Here is a 17,652-nt window from a genome sequence, read left to right on the forward strand (position 1 = left end):
AAGCGGTGTTCCGGGCTCCGGACACGCCCTCGGTGACGGGCAGAGCCCGGCGGTCAGCCGGCGGCGCGCACCGCGTTGTAGTACTTCTTGGCGGCCTTGTAGCAGGCGTCCTTCAGCTTCTTGCGCTGCGCGGCCGGGTACGGGTCGTCCCAGAAACGCTGGCCGCAGACCCGGTTCAGGTCGCCAAGGAGGGCCTTGTCGACGCGCAGCTTGTGATCCCGTTTGAACGCGGCGTTGCCTACGAGGTTCTTGTAGTTGCGATAGCCGAAGTCGTGTCGGTAGCAGCCCCATTTAAAGACGTAGCCGCCGGGAAGTGAATCCGGAGAGTAGGTGCAGTAATCGGTGTGCCAGTTGAACTTGTACTTTTCGATCGGCTGCCGGCCGGCAGTGTGGTCATCGAGCGCCGTGCCCCACTTGAGCTCCGAGTCCTCCGAATTGCTCGTCAGGGTCTTCAGCTTGCTGAGTTTCTGCGCCTTGGTCACAGAGGCGGTTACCGTCTGCGAAACGGCTCCGTGGGATGCCGCGGAGTCGGCAAGGGCCGGCGACGCCCCCGCGATGAGGACGAGGCCCGAAAGGGCGATGGCAGGAATTCTGGCGCGTAACTTGATCAAGGCTGAGTTCCCTTTCCGGTTGAGGTGGCGGGCAACGATGGCATGTCCGCGCCAGGGGGCAAGCGACTTTCTGACGCGTGGCGGTTCGAGAAATTCGGAATACGTCATTCCATGCTGCTTCACCTTGGCTTCCGTGTGAGCCGTGGGCCGTTATGCCGGTCCTGCTATATGTCAGAAATGTCATAGCGCGGTGCGAGGGCCCGGGTGGCGGCAGCCGACGGCGTGGTATCAAGCTCAGATCTTGCTCAAGTGACGGCCGGGCGGACCGGACGTCGGCTAGCCTCGCGGGCGTATTTTGTTCCGCGATTCGTCGGCGAATGAAGAGCGATTCGGGAGTGAAGGTGCAGCGTCATCAACGGGGGATGGCCTGGGAGTGTGTCGGACGGAGAGAAAACGTCGAGGAAATCCTCGGACGGCCGTCCGAGAACGGCGAGGGAAAGTCGGGATGACTCAGGTGCGGCTCGCCGAACTCTCCGGTATGACACAAGCGGCGATCTCCCGGCTGGAGCGCGGGAAATGCATGCCCACGTTCCCTTTACTGGAACGCATCGCCAAGGCCTTCGGATCGGACCTGTTGGTGACGGTCGAGCCGGGCCGCGGCGTGACAGTCGCCTTCGCCAGGAACGACGCCGCCTGATGGCCGAGCCGGAGTCACGCGCAGTCGTGACGTCGGCCCGGCAGGGCCCCGTTCCGGTCAGGTGGGGCGGTTGGGGCAGCGGGCGCCGTAGGCTGGGGAGCCCCGGCCCGTGTGACGTGTCGGGCTGTTTGCGTGCCCCTCCCCGGATGGAACTCCCATGAGCCTGCACGGTCTGCTCGACGCCGTAGTCAAGGACCCCGCCCTCGCGGAAGCGATCAAGGCGTCCGCCGACGGCAACCGCATGCACGTCGACCTGGTCGGTCCCCCGGCGGCCCGCCCCTTCGCGGTCGCCGCCCTGGCCCGCGACGCCGGCCGCCCGGTGCTGGCGGTCACGGCGACGGGACGGGAGGCCGAGGACCTGGCCGCCGCACTGCGCACACTGCTGCCGCCCGAGGGCGTCGTGGAGTACCCCTCGTGGGAGACGCTGCCCCATGAGCGGCTCAGCCCGCGCAGCGACACCGTCGGCCGCCGCCTCGCCGTGCTGCGCCGTCTGGCCCACCCCCGCCCCGACGACCCCGAGACCGGCCCGGTCTCCGTCGTCGTCGCCCCCGTACGGTCCGTGCTCCAGCCGCAGGTCAAGGGCCTCGGCGACCTGGAACCGGTGGCGCTGCGCACCGGCCAGAACGCCGACCTGAACGACGTCGTCGAAGCCCTCGCGGCCGCCGCCTACGCGCGCGTGGAGCTCGTCGAGAAGCGCGGCGAGTTCGCCGTCCGCGGCGGCATCCTGGACGTCTTCCCGCCCACCGAGGAACACCCCCTGCGCGTCGAGTTCTGGGGCGACGACGTCGAGGAGATCCGTTACTTCAAGGTCGCCGACCAGCGCTCCCTGGAGGTCGCCGAGCACGGCCTGTGGGCACCGCCCTGCCGAGAGCTGCTGCTCACCGACGACGTCCGCGCACGCGCGCGTGCCCTCGCCGAGGAACACCCCGAGCTGGGCGAACTGCTGAACAAGATCGCCGAGGGGATCGCGGTCGAGGGCATGGAGTCCCTTGCCCCGGTCCTCGTCGACGACATGGAACTGCTGCTCGACGTGCTGCCCAAGGGCGCGATGGCCGTCGTGTGCGACCCGGAGCGGGTCCGCACGCGCGCCGCCGACCTGGTGGCGACCAGCCAGGAGTTCCTGCAGGCCTCCTGGGCGGCCACGGCCGGCGGCGGCGAGGCGCCCATCGACGTCGGCGCGGCCTCGCTGTGGTCCATCGCGGACGTCCGCGACCGCGCCCGCGAGCTGGACATGATGTGGTGGTCGGTGTCGCCGTTCGCCGCCGACGAGGAGCTGTCCGCCGACACCCTCAAGCTCGGCATGCACGCCACCGAGACCTACCGCGGCGACACCGCCAAGGCCCTCGCGGACACCAAGGGCTGGCTGGCCGACGGCTGGCGCACGGTGTACGTCACCGAGGGCCACGGCACCGCCTCCCGCACGGTCGAGGTGCTCGGCGGCGAGGGCATCGCGGCCCGTCTGGACGTCGACCTGGACGAGCTCGGCCCCTCCGTCGTCCACGTGTCCTGCGGCTCGATCGACTACGGCTTCGTCGACCCGGCGCTCAGACTCGCCGTCCTCACCGAGACCGACCTGTCCGGCCAGAAGGCGGCCGGCAAGGACGGCGCCCGGATGCCGGCCCGCCGCCGCAAGACCATCGACCCGCTCACCCTGGAGCCGGGCGACTACATCGTCCACGAGCAGCACGGCGTCGGCCGCTACATCGAGATGGTCCAGCGCACCGTCCAGGGCGCCACCCGCGAGTACCTGGTCGTCGAGTACGCCCCCGCCAAGCGCGGCCAGCCCGGCGACCGCCTCTACATCCCGACGGACCAGCTGGAGCAGATCACCAAGTACGTCGGCGGCGAGGCCCCCACCCTGCACCGCCTGGGCGGCGCGGACTGGACGAAGACCAAGGCGCGCGCCAAGAAGGCCGTCAAGGAGATCGCCGCCGACCTGATCAAGCTCTACAGCGCGCGCATGGCCGCCCCCGGGCACGCCTTCGGCGGGGACACGCCCTGGCAGCGCGAGCTGGAGGACGCGTTCCCGTACGCGGAGACCCCGGACCAGCTGACCACCATCGCCGAGGTCAAGGAGGACATGGAGAAGTCGGTCCCCATGGACCGCCTGGTCTGCGGCGACGTGGGCTACGGCAAGACGGAGATCGCGGTGCGGGCCGCCTTCAAGGCCGTACAGGACGGCAAGCAGGTGGCCGTCCTCGTCCCCACCACCCTGCTGGTGCAGCAACACTTCGGGACGTTCTCCGAGCGGTACTCGCAGTTCCCGGTGAGCGTGAAGGCGCTCTCCCGCTTCCAGACCGACACCGAGGCGAAGGGGACTCTGGAGGGTCTGCGCGAGGGCGCGGTCGACGTCGTCATCGGCACCCACCGGCTGTTCTCCTCGGAGACCAAGTTCAAGGACCTCGGCCTGGTCATCGTCGACGAGGAGCAGCGCTTCGGCGTCGAGCACAAGGAGCAGCTGAAGAAGCTGCGCGCCAACGTCGACGTGCTGACCATGTCCGCGACCCCGATCCCGCGCACCCTGGAGATGGCGGTCACCGGCATCCGCGAGATGTCGACGATCACCACGCCCCCGGAGGAGCGGCATCCGGTGCTCACCTTCGTCGGGCCGTACGAGGAGAAACAGATCGGCGCCGCCATCCGCCGCGAACTGCTGCGCGAAGGCCAGGTCTTCTACATCCACAACCGGGTGGAGTCCATCGACCGCGCGGCGGCCAGACTCCGCGAGATCGTCCCCGAGGCGCGCATCGCGACCGCGCACGGCCAGATGTCGGAGTCGGCGCTGGAGCAGGTCGTCGTCGACTTCTGGGAGAAGAAGTTCGACGTCCTCGTCTCGACGACGATCGTCGAGTCCGGCATCGACATCTCCAACGCCAACACGCTCATCGTGGAGCGCGGCGACACCTTCGGCCTGTCCCAGCTGCACCAGCTGCGCGGCCGGGTCGGCCGAGGGCGCGAGCGCGGGTACGCGTACTTCCTGTACCCGCCGGAGAAGCCGCTGACCGAGACCGCGCACGAACGGCTCGCCACCATCGCCCAGCACACCGAGATGGGCGCGGGCATGTACGTGGCGATGAAGGACCTGGAGATCCGCGGTGCCGGCAACCTGCTCGGCGGCGAGCAGTCCGGGCACATCGCGGGCGTCGGCTTCGACCTGTACGTCCGTATGGTCGGCGAGGCCGTCGCGGACTACCGGCGGCAGCTGGAGACCGGCGAGATCGAGGAGGAGCCGCCGCTCGAGGTCAAGATCGAGCTGCCCGTCGACGCGCACGTTCCGCACGACTACGCGCCCGGCGAGCGGCTGCGCCTGCAGGCCTACCGTTCGATCGCCTCCGCCAACTCGGAGGCGGACATCAAGGCGGTCCGCGAGGAACTCACCGACCGCTACGGCAAGCTGCCCGAGCCGGTCGAGAACCTGCTCCTCGTCGCCGGTCTGCGGATGCTCGCCCGCGCCTGCGGGGTCGGCGAGATCGTCCTCCAGGGCGCCAACATCCGGTTCGCGCCGGTGGAGTTGCGCGAGTCGCAGGAGCTGCGCCTCAAGCGCCTGTACCCGGGGACCGTCATCAAGCCGGCCGTCCACCAGGTGCTGGTGCCTCGCCCGAAGACCGCGAAGGTGGGCGGAAAGCCGCTGATCGGACGGGAACTGCTGGGCTGGGTAGGGGAGTTCCTGGCCTCGATCCTGGGGTCGTAGGCGCGGACGCAGACGTATTCGTACGGGGGAGGCGCACGCCCCGCGACGGTGTGAGCGGGCGTGCGGCCTCGGCAGCCGGGCTTCTCCCGCTGTGTCCGGCCCCCGACTACAAGAAGGGGTCGGGGGCATCCGTCCGCTGAGGCCCCGTCCGGCCCGAACCCCGGCGGTTACGGTGGGGCCTGCGGACATCCGCCCCTGCCGGGCGACGGAGGGCGAGTACGAGGGGGGCGCACGTGGCGCGTCTGAGGGGCGGGGCGGCCGTGGCCGCCGCCGCTGTCTTCGCTGTGGCGGGATGCAAGAACGCGCAGGACAAGGGGGCTTCGGGAGCCCAGGGCTCCGGAGGCGGGGGCGCGGCCCTGGCCGCCGCCGACTCGCTGACCGTCAAGGGCCGGGCACCGAAGACCGGTTACACCCGGGAGAGGTTCGGCTCCGCCTGGGCGGACACCGACTCCAACTCCTGCGACACCCGCAGCGACATACTCAAACGCGACCTGAAGGACGTGAAGTTCACCGACGGCGACTGCAAGGTCTCCTACGGCGTCCTCGACCCTGACCCCTACTCCGGTAAGAAGGTCACTTACCGGCGTGGCCGCAGCCTGGTCGACATAGACCACCTCGTCGCCCTCTCGGACGCCTGGCAGAAGGGCGCCAAGTACTGGGACGCGAGCAAGCGCATAGCCCTCGCCAACGACCCGCTCAACCTCCTCGCCGTCGACGCGAGCGCCAACCGCGGCAAGGGCGACGGCGACACCGCCACCTGGCTCCCGGCCAACAGTTCGTACCGCTGCACCTACGTCGCCGCGCAGGTGGCCGTGAAGAAGAAGTACGGCCTGTGGGTCACCGCCGCCGAGAAGGACGCGATGAAGAAGGTCCTGTCCGGCTGCCCGAACCAGGAACTCCCCACGGGCGGAAACCCGACCGAGGCGCCGTCCCGCTTCAAGGCGCGCTGAACCGGCCCGCCCCCGCCGCGTGCGTCAGTACCCCAGGGAGTGGCCGCGCGGCGGAGGGGCGGGACGGCCCGCCTTCTCCCAGGCGACGAAGGTGTTGGTACGGGCGAAGACGAACGCCTTGACCGGGTTGGCGGAGTAAGTCCATGGCGTGCTGCCGACGTATCCGCCGATCGCACGGAACTGCTCGACGGCCTCTGCGTACCGCTTCGTCTGGAACAGGGCGTCCGCCAGCAGGTGCCGTACCGCCGGCAGCCGGTGGTGCCCGGCGGGCGCCCGGTCCACCGCGTCCAGGGTGGCGTCCACGGCCGACTGCACGAACGGCTGGTTGTAGACAGGCGCCTTGGGCTCCCGGAACGCGTGCTCCATCAATGCGTCCAGGCGCAGCACCGGCAGCAGGCTGCCCTGCGGCGCGGCGGCCGCGGCCTGGTCGGCGAAGGCGTACATCAGCTCGTGTGAACCGCGCCACTTGGCGCACCAGTACTGCAGAGCGCTCATGTGCGCTCCGAAGTGGTGCGGGTCGCGTGCGGTGATCTCGGCCCACAGCGCCCGGAAGTCGTCGTGCGACCAGCCGAGCCCCACAGCGATGGAGATCTGCGCGATCCAGGGGCAGGGATCCTCGGGTGCCATCCAGGCGGCCTCCTGGCAGGCGGGCAGCGCCTCGGCCAGCAGCCGGTGGAAGCCCTCGAACTGCTCCGCCGTGGTGTGCTTCGCCAGCTTCGCGCCGCGGACCTTGCCCGCCAGCGAGACGAGTGCGTCGGCGTGCACGAGGACGGCGGACGGGTCGCCGGGGTACTCGGTCCGCCACGCCTTCAGCCAGGCGTCGTCCTCGACGGCGGCGTGGGTGAGGATGCCGAGCCGGTACCACCGCAGGTCCCAGTCCCGGCCCGCTCCGGCCAGATAGGCGGCCGCCTGCCGCCAGTCACCGGCGAGGGCGGCCGCCGCGACCGCGTCGGCCTCGGGATCGGGGCCCGCGAAACGTTTGTCGAGCTGGGCGGCCGGCACCAGCCCGTACTTGGCGGGGTCGATGTTGACCGGCGCTTTGGCCTTCGCCTCCGCCCGGAGGGCCCGCCCCTTGCGGATGTTGCGGGGGAGGGTGACGACCGCATAGAGGAGGATGCCGGCACCGGCTATGTCGATCAGGATGTTCATACCGGGTCTTTCGGATAGGGGCCGCCGGAGGAAGCGGTCGAAGAGACTCTCGAGGAGACGGCCGAGGGGACGGCCGAGGAGGCTGTCGGAGCAGGAAAGCGCAAGGCTGTCAGCGCGGGGTGCCGGGCGGCGGCCAGGGCAGGACGGCCGGCGGTGGTGCCGAGCCGCCGAACGGAGCACGACCGCCCCCGGACAGCAGAGCCCGCAGGGGGGCCGTGGTGGGCGGGTCGGCGATCGCGTGGTCCAGAGCCTCGTCCAGTGCCTCGGCGAACCGTTCGGGTGCCAGCGTCCGCACCGGGGGTCCGGACCAGCACAGCTCCCACCGGCACAACCCGGTGTCCAGCGCGGTGAGCAGGGCCAGTCGGCGCAGGGCCGAGCCGAAGGCCGTCCTCGCGAACTCGCGTGCCGCACGGCCGCTGCTCCGACCGGCCTGGTCCGACCTGGGCAGCCGGTCCGCGATGTCGTACAGCAGGCCGTGGTCGATCAAGTCCAGGAGGCGGTCGAGGTGTGTCGCTCCGTACACGCCGACGCCCCTCGCGCCGGCCACCTGAGCCATGGCCTCCAGCAGCGGCCCCGTTTCCCGCGCCCAGCTCTCGCGCCGTGTCTGTGCGGGCAGTTCGGCCCAGGGCACCCGCCGCCAGGACTGCGTCTCCCGGCTCAGTACAGCCCGTTCCAGTCCGGCGAGGAGACGGTCCGGCTCCCGGAGCAGCGCGAGAGCGGGACGACGAGGGAATGTGGTGGTGCGACCGTCGTCGGGGAGTGCCTCCAGCGCCGCGATGCGGTCGGCCGTGGGCGGGTGGCTGTCGTACGGAGAGCTCTCCTCATAGACCGCCTCCGGGAGCGGTCTGAGGGTCCACGCTTCCAGTTCCGCCCGGCGTACGGGGTCCGCGAGCAGGAGGGCGAGGCCGCCGTGGAACTGTCCTTCCGGCGGCAGCAGGCCGGCGTCCCGGCCCATCAGCGCGTACTCGCGCAGGTAGAGGTCGTCGGCGGCTTCGAGCGCGGGGATACGGCGCAGTGCGGCGGACATGCTGTCCCGGCCCGCGACCCGGGCGGCCGTCAGGTCGGCCGCGTACTCCTGCCGGCGGCTGACGGCCTCGGTCAGGCGCAGACACAGCCGGGCGTACGCGGAGAAGACGAGGGCCAGGTAGTGGTCCGGGCCTCGCGTCGGCTCCCGCTTCACCGGTGGCGGCTTGCCGGCCGCACGGCGCCGCGCGGCCCGTGCGGCTGCCCTCGCCTTCTCTTCGGCTTCCTCACGCGCAGCCCGCTGCCGCAACGTGTGCGCGGTGTGCAGCAGTCGGCTGTGCAGCGCCCAGAGCAGGCCGCCCAACCGGGTGTCGTCGTGCGCGTAGTGGCCCAGTTCGTGCGCGAGCACGGCGTCCAGTTCGTCCTTCGGCAGGCCGATCAGCAGTGCCACGCCGAGGAAGAGCCGCCGTTCACCCGCGACCAGCCCGAGCCACCGGGAGTCCTCCCGCACCATGGCGTTGGCCCCTGGGACCACCCGGATCCGAGCGGGCGGCCGCGTGCCCACCCGCTCGGCCAGCTCGCGTACCCGCCGCCACAACTCCGGCTGCTCCCCGGGCGCAAGTGACAGACCGGGCTCCTCGTCCTGCCCGTCCCCGGCGCCGCGGCTGAGCAGGACGACCCGCACCACGCACCAGGCGATCGCCAGCGAGCCGAGCCAGCCCTCGACGGCCATGACCGTGAAGCCGTGGCCGCGGGCCAGGAAGACGTCCAGGGCCGCCAGCGCGACGAGGAGGAGCAGTGCCAGCACGTAGAACCCGAGGAGCAGGCCGAGAACGAGCGCGGCACGCAGCGGAGTTCCGGGCACGCCCCGTTCCCGTGCGGCGGTCTCCGCGGCGGCCGCTCGACCGGCGGGGCGGGACGTCAGGCGCATCGGCATCCTTCACGGGAACGGAAACGGAACGGAACGTGGGTGGGGCGGCGCCTCGGGGCCGGGCTCGGACCCGGCCGCACGCGGCGCCCGCTTCTTCAGCTACTTCTTCAGCGCCGACAGGATCGTCGTCGTCACCTTCTTCGCGGACGCGGCGCCGTTGTCGCCGCCCGCGGTGGACAGCACGGTGACCACGGAGCCGCCGGAACGGGCCGCGATCAGCGTGGTGCCGTTCTCCCAGTGGCCGCTCGTCAGCGTCATCGTGTAGGCCTCGTCACCGAGTCCGGCCGTGGAACTGCCGGTGAGCTTCACCGTGGCGTGCTCGTCGCTGTCCGTGTACGTGGCGCACTCGGCGGCCACGGTGCGCAGGGCCTTCATCACGTCGGTCGCCGTGGTGCCCTGGAAGGCGTCGATCTCCTGGTCCACTTCCTCGGTCTTGTTCGCGTAGCCGTTCTGCGCGAACGACACCCCGCCCTTGTAGCCGGACACCTGGATCCAGGACGTGGACTCCAGCGCGGTGCAGTCCGGCTTCCCCGTCTTCGGGCTGGACGGGGAGAGGAACTGGCCACCGCTGTCCGCGGAGCCGTCGGATTCGAGGGCGAGCCCGGACGGGAAGGCCGAGGCGGGCGCCAGCGCCTTCTTCAGCTGTGTGCCGGTGAGCAGGCCGGAGTTGGGGTCCTTCGCCTTGGCGGGCTTGGCGTTCGTGCCGGTACCGGAGTCGGTGGTGGAACCGGTGGAACCGGTGGAACCGGTGGAGCAGGCGGTCAGGGCCAGCGGAAGGGCCGCAACGGCTATCAGCATCACGGCACGGGACGGGAGACGCATCAGGAGTCCTTCTGGGGTGGGTGAAACGGATTCAGGGCGGGACGGTGATCCGGGCGGGCGATGGTCGGGCTGTTCTCTCCGGTTGCCACGGCCCGTTCGTCTCGAAGCGCTGGGTCAATAAGAACAGAGGCTGTGAACCGAGTCAACATGACATGTTTGATGCGGCGTTCGCGCGTTTGTGAAGGCAGAGGTCTTGTGTACGTCGGTATGCTCGGTGCACACACGGGACGAGGGGAGCTGGGCGCGTGCAGGACAACGCCACGGAGGTGACCGCGGCCGGTATCGCACGGCTCGCCGGAGTGGGCCGCGCCGCCGTCAGCAACTGGCGCCGCCGCCACGCCGACTTCCCCAAGCCGGTCGGCGGTACCGAGACGAGTCCGTCCTTCGCGCTCGCCGAGGTCGAGTCCTGGCTGCGCAAGCAGGGCAAACTCGCCGAGGTCCCGCTGCGCGAGCGGGTCTGGCAGCAACTCGCCGGGCACCCCGAAGGCGCCCTGACAGCGCTGGTCCACGCCGGATGTGCGCTGCTGCTGATCCACGAGCGCCCCACCGTCTGGCTCGACGTGAGCGCCGGCTCGGACGAGCGCCTGGCCGCGATGCTGCCGGGCGCGCTGGAGCAGGTACTGACTGCGCGCCTCGGCGGGAGAGCGGAGCCTACGGCTCGCGGCGGCCGATCTTCAGGTGCCGCCGAGGCTGTGAACAGGCCCGGTGGCACAGAGGGTGTGAACACCACAACGGCTGCCCACCCTGTGAGCCCCGCGCCGACGACACTTGGCGCGACCGCCTCGCCGATGACGCCCGGCGCGACCTTCGCCCCCGCATCACCTCGCACGGACCCCTCACCGGCCCCGGCCGACCGCATCCCGCCGGTGAACTCACCGTCCACCGTTCAGAGCCCCACGGCCCTCACCACCCCGGACACCCCCGTCGTCCGCACCCCCACCGGCCCCCGACTTCTTCCGTCCGCCCCGCTCCTGCGCGCCGCCGCCGAACTGGCCGCAGAGGTCGGGGCCCGGCAGGCCTTCGAGTTCCTGCTGGGCCGGCACCTGGACGCCAACCCCCGCCAGTACACGCTCACACCGTCCGAACTCGCCGGTCTCATGGCCGACCTGGTAGGCCCCGCACGCACCGTGCTGGACCCGGCCTGCGGGACCGGATCCCTGCTGCGGGCCGTGGACGTCCGCCCCGGCCAGGAGCTGTACGCCCAGGACAGCGCCCCCGACCTGGCCGCGCTCACCGCGCTGCGGCTCGCGCTGCACTCCCGGGCCGGTGTGCACGGCGCCGCCGGCGACACCCTGCGCGCAGACGCCTACCCGGAACTGCGCGCCGACGCGGTGCTGTGCCACCCGCCGTTCAACGAGCGCAACTGGGGCCACGACGAGCTGGCGTACGACTCACGCTGGGAGTACGGCTTCCCCGCGCGCACCGAGTCCGAGCTGGCCTGGGTGCAGCACGCCCTGGCCCGGCTCGCCGACGGCGGGACCGCGGTCCTGCTGATGCCGCCGGCCGCCGCGTCCCGCCGTTCCGGGCGCCGGATCCGTGCCGACCTGCTGCGCCGGGGCGCGCTCAGGGCGGTCGTCGCGCTGCCGGTCGGGGCGGCACCCCCGTACAGCATCCCGCTGCACCTTTGGGTGCTGCGCCGGCCCGACCGGACACCGGCCACGCCCGAGGTGCTGCTCGTGGACACCGGGCAGTTCGCGGGGGAAGGGCGGGATGGTCCGGACTGGACGGCGGTCCGGGACACCGTCCTGGACGCCTGGCGTGCCTTCGAGCGCGCCGGGGGACCGGTGGAACAGCCGGGACTGGCCCGTTCGGTGCCGGTCATCGAACTCCTCGACGACGACGTGGACCTCGCCCCCGCCCGCCATCTGCCCCCGGCCACGGCGGCCGACGGCGCGGAACAGCTCACGGCGGTCCGTGAACAGCTCGGCGACACCCTCCGCCTGACCGTCGACCTCACCCCGCCACCGGCCGACCAGGCGCCGCCCGCGCGCTGGCCGCTCACCACCGTCGGTGAACTCGTCCGTGCGGGCGCTCTGGTGCTGCGCACCGGCGGGCACGGCGGCCACGCGCGTGTGCCCGTGCTCACCGACCATGACGTCCTCGCCGCGGTGCCGCCCTCGGGCACGCTTCCCGAGAGCGACGAGGAGGCCGTACTGACCGAGCCGGGCGATGTCGTCGTACCGGTCCTCGGCGGGGGCTCGGTGGCGCGCGTGATCGACGATGCGACGGCGGGCGCCGCCCTGGGGCGCAACCTCGTGCTCCTGCGCCCCGATCGCACGGCGCTCGACCCGTGGTTCCTCGCCGGCTTCCTGCGGGGCACCGCCAACAACCGGCAGGCCAGCAGTTATGCCTCCACTGCGACCCGGCTGGACGTGCGCCGGCTGCAACTGCCCAGGCTCCCGCTGGAGGAACAACGGCGCTACGGCGCGCGTTTCAGCGCGCTCGACGAGTTCGAGCGGGCGCTGCGCCATGCGAGCCGGCTCGGAGAACACCTCGTGCGCGGGATGTACGACGGCCTCACCGACGGGACTGTCGCGCCCGACTGATTCCCGACCGACTCCCGCCAGAGCCCCGACCGGGCCCCGCCTGAGCCCCGGTCGGTCGTCGACCGGCGCGTCCCGGCAGCCGGTACGACAACGGTTCGGTACAACCCGAACCGGTTGTCCGCCCCGGGCCATATGCTCGAACCGACCATCGCACGACCGGTGTCGTCCCGGACGGAGCACACCGGGTGGGCGAGTGCGCCCTTTTCAGGCAACCTTCAGGCAACACAGGAGCGATCATGCAAGGCCAGGGCCATGCGCAGCCGGTGCAGCGGCCGCCGCACGAAGCGGTACTGGTCCTGTTGCGCGTGGTGTTCGTGGCGCTGGGCGTGTTCAGCCTCGGCCTCCTGACGTGGGTGATGATGCTGAGGCTGGCCGCCGTGACCCGCAGATCGGTGGACTGGGGCCTGCTGGTGGCGGTGGCGGCGTCCGACGTCCTCAGCTTCGTGCTGCTGGGCAACGAACCCGGCGACGACGTGAACACCACCGGCGGCTACCTGGGCATCACCCTGCTGTTCGGCACGCTCCTGGCCACGATCGTCTACTACCTCGTGGCCGAGGTACGCCACTTCCAGCGGCAGCGCGCGGCGTACGCGGCACAGACGTACGGCTACGCGCCGCCCGCTTCGCCGTACGTCACGGGGACGGCTCCCCTGGGCGTGCAGCCCCCGCACACCCCGCCCCCGCACACTCCGCCCCCGAACACCGTTCCCCCGATGCCCGGGCCACCGCTCTCGCAGCCTCCGATACCCGCCCCGCCCCAGCGCCCGGCGCCCGTCCGGATCGAGCAGGTGCGCGCCGAACTCGACGAGCTCAGTGACTACCTGCGCAAGCACGACGGGCACCACGAGGGCAACCGCGAAGGCGGAAGGTGACCGTGGCGACAGGACGTGTCGTCGCCGGCCGCTACGAGCTGTCCACACTCATCGGTCAGGGCGGTATGGGCCAGGTGTGGACGGCGTACGACCGGCGGCTCGACCGGCGTGTGGCGGTGAAGCTGCTGCGCCCCGACAAGGTGGCGGGCGCGGAGGCGGAGGAACTGCGCCGGCGGTTCCTGCGGGAGTGCCGGGTGACCGCGCAGGTAGACCACCCAGGGCTGGTCACCGTGCACGACGCGGGCAGCGAGGGCGAGGAGCTCTTCCTCGTCATGCAGTTCGTCGACGGTGCCGACCTCTCCGACCACCTGGCGGAGCACGACCCGTACCCGTGGCAGTGGGCGGTGGCGGTCGCCGCGCAGCTGTGCGCCGTGCTGAGCGCCGTGCACGCGGTGCCGATCGTCCACCGCGACCTCAAGCCGCGCAACGTGATGGTGAAGCAGGACGGCACGGTCACCGTCCTCGACCTGGGCGTGGCCTCCGTCATGGACACGGACACCACCCGCCTCACCCACACCGGCTCCCCGATCGGCTCCCCCGCCTACATGGCGCCCGAGCAGGCGATGGGCGGCGCCGTCGGCCCGTACACCGACGTGTACGCGCTCGGTGTTCTGCTCCACGAACTGCTCAGCGGAGAGGTGCCGTTCGCGGGTTCCACGGCGCTCGGCGTGCTGCACCGGCACCTGTACGAGCCGCCGGTGCCCGTACGCCGGATCCGCCCCGAGGTCCCGGAGCCGCTCGAAAGCCTCGTGCTGCGCCTGCTCGCCAAGGATCCGCAGCACCGGCCGGCGTCCGCGCAGGAGGTCTACGAGGACCTGGCGTCGCTCCTGCCCGCCCGCGGGACGCCCTCAGGGGCGCCCCTGGATCCCACGCGCCCCTTCCTGCGCCCGCACGCCCCCTGGCCGGACCGGGCCCGGACGCCCGCGCCCCAGCCCGCCGCCCCCGTGGCCGCCGTACCGGACAGACCGGATGTCGCCGCCGCCGTCGACGAGGTCAAACGGCTGCTCGGGGAGGGGCGCATCACCCAGGCCGTCGACATCCTGGGCGCGATCCTGCCGGTCGCCGCCGACCAGCACGGCGAGCGCTCCACGGTCGTACGCACCCTGCGCAAGCAGTACGCGGCCACGCTGATGGACGACGGGCAGTACCGGCGCGCGCTGCCCGAGCTGCGCCGGCTCGCCGACGAACGCGCCGCCGAGGCCGGCCAGGCCGACCCGCAGGTCCTGCGCTTCCGTTACGAGACCGCCCAGTGCCTGGAGCAGCTCGGCGAACCCGCGGCGGCGCTCGCGGAGTACCGGGCGTTGCTGCCGTACTACGAGAACCAGTACGTGGCCGGTGATCCGCAGCTCGCGCACGACGTGCGCCGCCGGATCGGACATCTGCTGCTGGCGCTCGGCGACCGGCCCGCCGCGCACGACACGCTCACCCGGCTGCTGATGGACGTGGAGCGGCTGCACGGGCCCGGACATCCGATGGCGACCGAGGTCCGGCGCACGTTGCAGTGGCTGGGACAGGTACGCGGCTAGCCGTTGCTGACCTGGCAGGTGGCCGACCGCGGCCTCCTGATAGGTTGCGGTCCGTTTTCCGCGGTTTTTGTTGCACAGTGCACACACAGGGGTGGGGTAGGGGCATGTCCAGCCATCGGCAGTCGAAGAAGCGCAGATACATCACCTGGGGCGTGGCGGGTGCCGCCGTCGTCGCCGGGGCCGGGATCGCCGCGCAGACCTCCATGGCGGCCACGACGTGGCCCGCACAGAAGACGTACACCGGCCACGCCTTCGACACCTGCGCCGCGCCCTCCCTGAACGCGATGACGGCCTGGAAGGGCGGCCTCTACGGTGCCGCCGCGGTCTACGTCGGCGGCAAGAACCGCGGCTGCAGCCAGCCCAACCTCACCGCCTCCTGGGTGAAGTCCGTCAGCTCCCTCGGCTGGAAGCTCATCCCGCTCTACGTCGGCGCCCAGCCGCCCTGCCAGAGCGGCTCCAACCCCGAGAAGCTCACCGCCTCCACCGCCGCCTCGCTCGGCGTGAGCGACGCCAACGACGCGGTGGCCAAGGCGTCGGCGCTCGGCATGAAGGCCGGCAGCCCGATCTACCTCGACATGGAGGCGTACGACACCACGAACACGTCGTGCAACAACGCCGTGCTGACGTACGTGCGCTCCTTCTCCAAGACGCTGCGCGCCAAGATCTACCGCAGTGGCTACTACGGCTTCACCAGCTCCAGCGCCAAGGCCGTCGCCACCGCGACCGACAAGACGGACCTGCCGGGCAACCTCTGGTACGCGCTGTGGGACAAGCAGTACACGACCACTTCGGACTGGCCGTGGGGAGCCACCCAGTACACCGGCCACAGCCGCGCGCACCAGTACCTCGTCAACAGCAAGGAGACGCGGAACGGGTACACGATCACCGTGGACCGCGACGCGTGGGACGCACCGGTGGCGATCACGGGCTGAGCACGGGGCGGGTCCGGGTCGGGCTCGCGGCGAGTACGCGTCGACCCGCAAACCCTTCCAGGGGTGGTGCGGCGGTGCCGGATGCGGCTGTGAATCGTTGGTCGAATGGGTTGGCCAGAGCCTGCCCACTGCCTACCATCGATCACCGCAAGACTTTGTGCACCGTCGCACAATCTCCTCGGGAGGCCTCCTTGCACCGCCGCCGTCGCACCGCGCTCGTCCTCTCCGCCGCGATCGCCGCCGCGGCCCCCTTCCTCACCGCCTGCGGAAGCGGCGCGCACGCGGGCGCGGCGGCCGTCGTCGGCGGCCAACGGATCACCGTCTCGCAGCTGGAGAGCCGCGTGAACGAGGTGCGTCAGGCACAGCGTGCGGCGGTGCCCGACGAGACGCAGTACCAGCAGGTCCTCGCCTCCACCAGCAGCCTCACCCGGGACACCCTGCACAACATGGTCCTCGACCAGGTGCTGCACCGGGCCGCCCAGGACGCGGGCGTCAGCGTCACCCGCAAGGAGGTGGAGCAGCTGCGCTCCGGCCTCGAACAGCAGGCCGGCGGTGCCAAGGGGCTGCAGGCCGCCTGGCTGCAGAAGTACGGCATCGCCCCCAAGCGCCTGGACGACAACCTCCGCCTCCAGGTGGAGGCCACCAAGCTCGCCCAGGTGCTCGGCACCGACACCGCCCAGCCCGCGTTCTGGAAGGCCCTGGCCAAGGCATCTCAGGAACTGCACGTCGACCTCAACCCGCGCTACGGCGCCTGGGACGTCCAGAAGAGCAGCCGTGTGGACGCCAAGACGCCGTGGGTACGCGAGGTCACGTCGGCGGGGACACAGGTGTCGGCGTAGCGCAATACGCCTAGGGCGGGAGTGATCACGCGAGTAGTCGTACGACCGCTTGATCGGCCCCGCCCTGTGGACGAACCGCGAGGTCGGCGGCGGCGGTGCGTTACGTTCGGAGCGTGAACACCACCAGGCCCGAACCCACCACCCCGGAACCCCCTACGACTCCCCGTGCCGACGCCACCGGGACCGGCCGCATCGTCCTGCTCACCACCAGCCACCGGGTCGCCCCCGGCCTGCTGTCCTGGCCCGCCTGGCAGGCGCTGCGCACGGCGGACCGGGTGCTGTGTTCGGACGGCGCGCATCCGCAGCTGCCGTATCTGCGGGAGGCCGGCACCGCGGTGGACGAGGCCGCCCCCACCGCCCAGGAGCTGGTCGACGCCTGCGCGGGCGGCCGGACCGTGGTGGTCGTGGCGACGGGTGAGGGCGAGCCCACGCTCACGGACGGACTGGCCCGCCTCGCCGGTTCCGGCCGCGTCGCAATGCCCGAGCTGGAGCTGCTCCCCGCCTCCTACGACCTGCCCGGCGCCCGCCTCCTCGACCTCGTCCAGGTGATGGACCGCATCCGCGCGGAGTGCGTCTGGTCCTCCCGGAAGACCCACGAGGGCCTGGCGAAGTACGCCATCGAGGAGGCGTACGAACTGGTCGAGGCGATCGAGCAGGGCGACCGTGACGAGCTGCGGGAGGAACTGGGGGACGTCCTGCTCCAGGTCGTCTTCCACGCACGCATCGCGGAGGAGGACCCGGAGGCCCCCTTCTCGATCGACGACGTGGCGGGAGGCATCGTCGCCAAGCTCATCCACCGCCACCCGCACGTCTTCGGCGACGAGACCGCGTCGACGCCGGAGGAGGTCAAGGAGCACTGGCTGCGGACCAAGGCGATAGAGAAGCGGCGGGAGTCGGTGACCGACGGTGTCCCGCTCGGTCAGCCCGGCCTCGCCCTCGCCGCCAAGCTCGCCTCCAGAGTCCACAACGCCGGCCTGGACGTCCCCCTGCCGGCCGGCGAGGGCATCGGCTACGAGCTCCTGGCACTGGCGGCCCGCGCCGAGGCGGAGGGCGTGGACCCGGAGGCGGCACTGCGGGTGGCTGCCCGGGCGTACCGGGACGCGATCAGGGAGACCGAGGGAGAGGAGAGGCGGTGAGGACGGGAACAGCGGAGAAGACGGGAACAGCGGAGAAGACGGGAACG

General features: G+C 71.5%; 13 protein-coding genes. 9 read left to right on the top strand and 4 right to left on the bottom strand.

Features of this window, described 5'->3' with window-relative positions; genetic code table 11:
* Window positions 1-53 precede the first annotated feature (53 nt).
* Window positions 54-719 carry a phospholipase A2 gene (locus tag EDD90_RS32350; RefSeq protein ID WP_123976427.1) on the bottom strand — a complete coding sequence of 222 codons (666 nt, stop codon included), beginning with the start codon at window positions 717-719 and terminating at the stop codon, window positions 54-56.
* Window positions 720-984: 265 nt separating this feature from the next.
* On the opposite strand from EDD90_RS32350, the gene EDD90_RS32355 reads away from it, so the two are divergent.
* From EDD90_RS32355 to EDD90_RS32365, 3 genes are all read left to right on the top strand, one after another.
* Window positions 985-1,248: a helix-turn-helix transcriptional regulator gene (locus EDD90_RS32355; RefSeq protein ID WP_260328239.1), complete on the top strand. Its 264-nt coding sequence runs from the start codon at window positions 985-987 to the stop codon at window positions 1,246-1,248.
* Between the two features lie 157 nt (window positions 1,249-1,405).
* Window positions 1,406-4,939 (top strand): transcription-repair coupling factor, encoded by a 3,534-nt coding sequence (gene mfd, locus EDD90_RS32360; protein WP_123976429.1) that lies wholly within the window; start codon window positions 1,406-1,408, stop codon window positions 4,937-4,939.
* A gap of 233 nt (window positions 4,940-5,172) precedes the next feature.
* Window positions 5,173-5,889, top strand: coding sequence for an HNH endonuclease family protein (locus tag EDD90_RS32365; RefSeq protein WP_123976430.1), 717 nt, complete (start codon window positions 5,173-5,175; stop codon window positions 5,887-5,889).
* Between the two features lie 24 nt (window positions 5,890-5,913).
* Here EDD90_RS32365 and EDD90_RS32370 read toward each other — a convergent pair whose 3' ends face one another.
* The 3 genes from EDD90_RS32370 to EDD90_RS55745 all read right to left on the bottom strand — a co-directional run bounded on the left by EDD90_RS32370 (window position 5,914) and on the right by EDD90_RS55745 (window position 9,754).
* Window positions 5,914-7,038: a hypothetical protein gene (locus EDD90_RS32370; protein ID WP_123976431.1), complete on the bottom strand. Its 1,125-nt coding sequence runs from the start codon at window positions 7,036-7,038 to the stop codon at window positions 5,914-5,916.
* 109 nt (window positions 7,039-7,147) lie between these two features.
* Window positions 7,148-8,932, bottom strand: a complete 1,785-nt coding sequence (locus tag EDD90_RS32375) for a M48 family metallopeptidase (RefSeq protein ID WP_123976432.1) — start codon at window positions 8,930-8,932, stop codon at window positions 7,148-7,150.
* A gap of 99 nt (window positions 8,933-9,031) precedes the next feature.
* Window positions 9,032-9,754 (bottom strand): hypothetical protein, encoded by a 723-nt coding sequence (locus tag EDD90_RS55745; protein WP_185149293.1) that lies wholly within the window; start codon window positions 9,752-9,754, stop codon window positions 9,032-9,034.
* Window positions 9,755-9,999: 245 nt separating this feature from the next.
* Between EDD90_RS55745 and EDD90_RS32390 the strand changes: the two genes are divergently transcribed.
* The 6 genes from EDD90_RS32390 (at window position 10,000) to EDD90_RS32415 (ending at window position 17,605) form a co-directional block, all read left to right on the top strand.
* Complete coding sequence (locus EDD90_RS32390; protein WP_123976435.1) at window positions 10,000-12,300, top strand: N-6 DNA methylase; 2,301 nt, start codon at window positions 10,000-10,002, stop codon at window positions 12,298-12,300.
* Window positions 12,301-12,536: 236 nt separating this feature from the next.
* Window positions 12,537-13,172, top strand: a complete 636-nt coding sequence (locus EDD90_RS32395) for a hypothetical protein (RefSeq protein WP_123976436.1) — start codon at window positions 12,537-12,539, stop codon at window positions 13,170-13,172.
* Between the two features lie 38 nt (window positions 13,173-13,210).
* Window positions 13,211-14,698, top strand: coding sequence for a serine/threonine-protein kinase (locus tag EDD90_RS32400; RefSeq protein WP_260328773.1), 1,488 nt, complete (start codon window positions 13,211-13,213; stop codon window positions 14,696-14,698).
* Window positions 14,699-14,802: 104 nt separating this feature from the next.
* On the top strand, window positions 14,803-15,630 hold the full coding sequence (locus tag EDD90_RS32405) for a glycoside hydrolase domain-containing protein (protein WP_123976438.1): 828 nt from the start codon (window positions 14,803-14,805) through the stop codon (window positions 15,628-15,630).
* 191 nt (window positions 15,631-15,821) lie between these two features.
* Window positions 15,822-16,469 (top strand): SurA N-terminal domain-containing protein, encoded by a 648-nt coding sequence (locus EDD90_RS32410; protein ID WP_123976439.1) that lies wholly within the window; start codon window positions 15,822-15,824, stop codon window positions 16,467-16,469.
* Window positions 16,470-16,582: 113 nt separating this feature from the next.
* Window positions 16,583-17,605 carry a nucleoside triphosphate pyrophosphohydrolase gene (locus EDD90_RS32415; protein WP_123976440.1) on the top strand — a complete coding sequence of 341 codons (1,023 nt, stop codon included), beginning with the start codon at window positions 16,583-16,585 and terminating at the stop codon, window positions 17,603-17,605.
* Window positions 17,606-17,652: the final 47 nt, after the last annotated feature.

It is taken from the genome of Streptomyces sp. Ag109_O5-1, from assembly GCF_003814875.1.
Classification (GTDB): domain Bacteria; phylum Actinomycetota; class Actinomycetes; order Streptomycetales; family Streptomycetaceae; genus Streptomyces; species Streptomyces sasae.

Bases quoted from the DNA above. Each gene is read 5' to 3' on its own strand.
- EDD90_RS32350 (WP_123976427.1), bottom strand. From the start codon at position 719: ATGACGTATTCCGAATTTCTCGAACCGCCACGCGTCAGAAAGTCGCTT.
- mfd (WP_123976429.1), top strand. From the start codon at position 1,406: ATGAGCCTGCACGGTCTGCTCGACGCCGTAGTCAAGGACCCCGCCCTC.
- EDD90_RS32405 (WP_123976438.1), top strand. From the start codon at position 14,803: ATGTCCAGCCATCGGCAGTCGAAGAAGCGCAGATACATCACCTGGGGC.
- EDD90_RS55745 (WP_185149293.1), bottom strand. From the start codon at position 9,754: ATGCGTCTCCCGTCCCGTGCCGTGATGCTGATAGCCGTTGCGGCCCTT.
- EDD90_RS32395 (WP_123976436.1), top strand. From the start codon at position 12,537: ATGCAAGGCCAGGGCCATGCGCAGCCGGTGCAGCGGCCGCCGCACGAA.
- EDD90_RS32370 (WP_123976431.1), bottom strand. From the start codon at position 7,038: ATGAACATCCTGATCGACATAGCCGGTGCCGGCATCCTCCTCTATGCG.
- EDD90_RS32375 (WP_123976432.1), bottom strand. From the start codon at position 8,932: ATGCGCCTGACGTCCCGCCCCGCCGGTCGAGCGGCCGCCGCGGAGACC.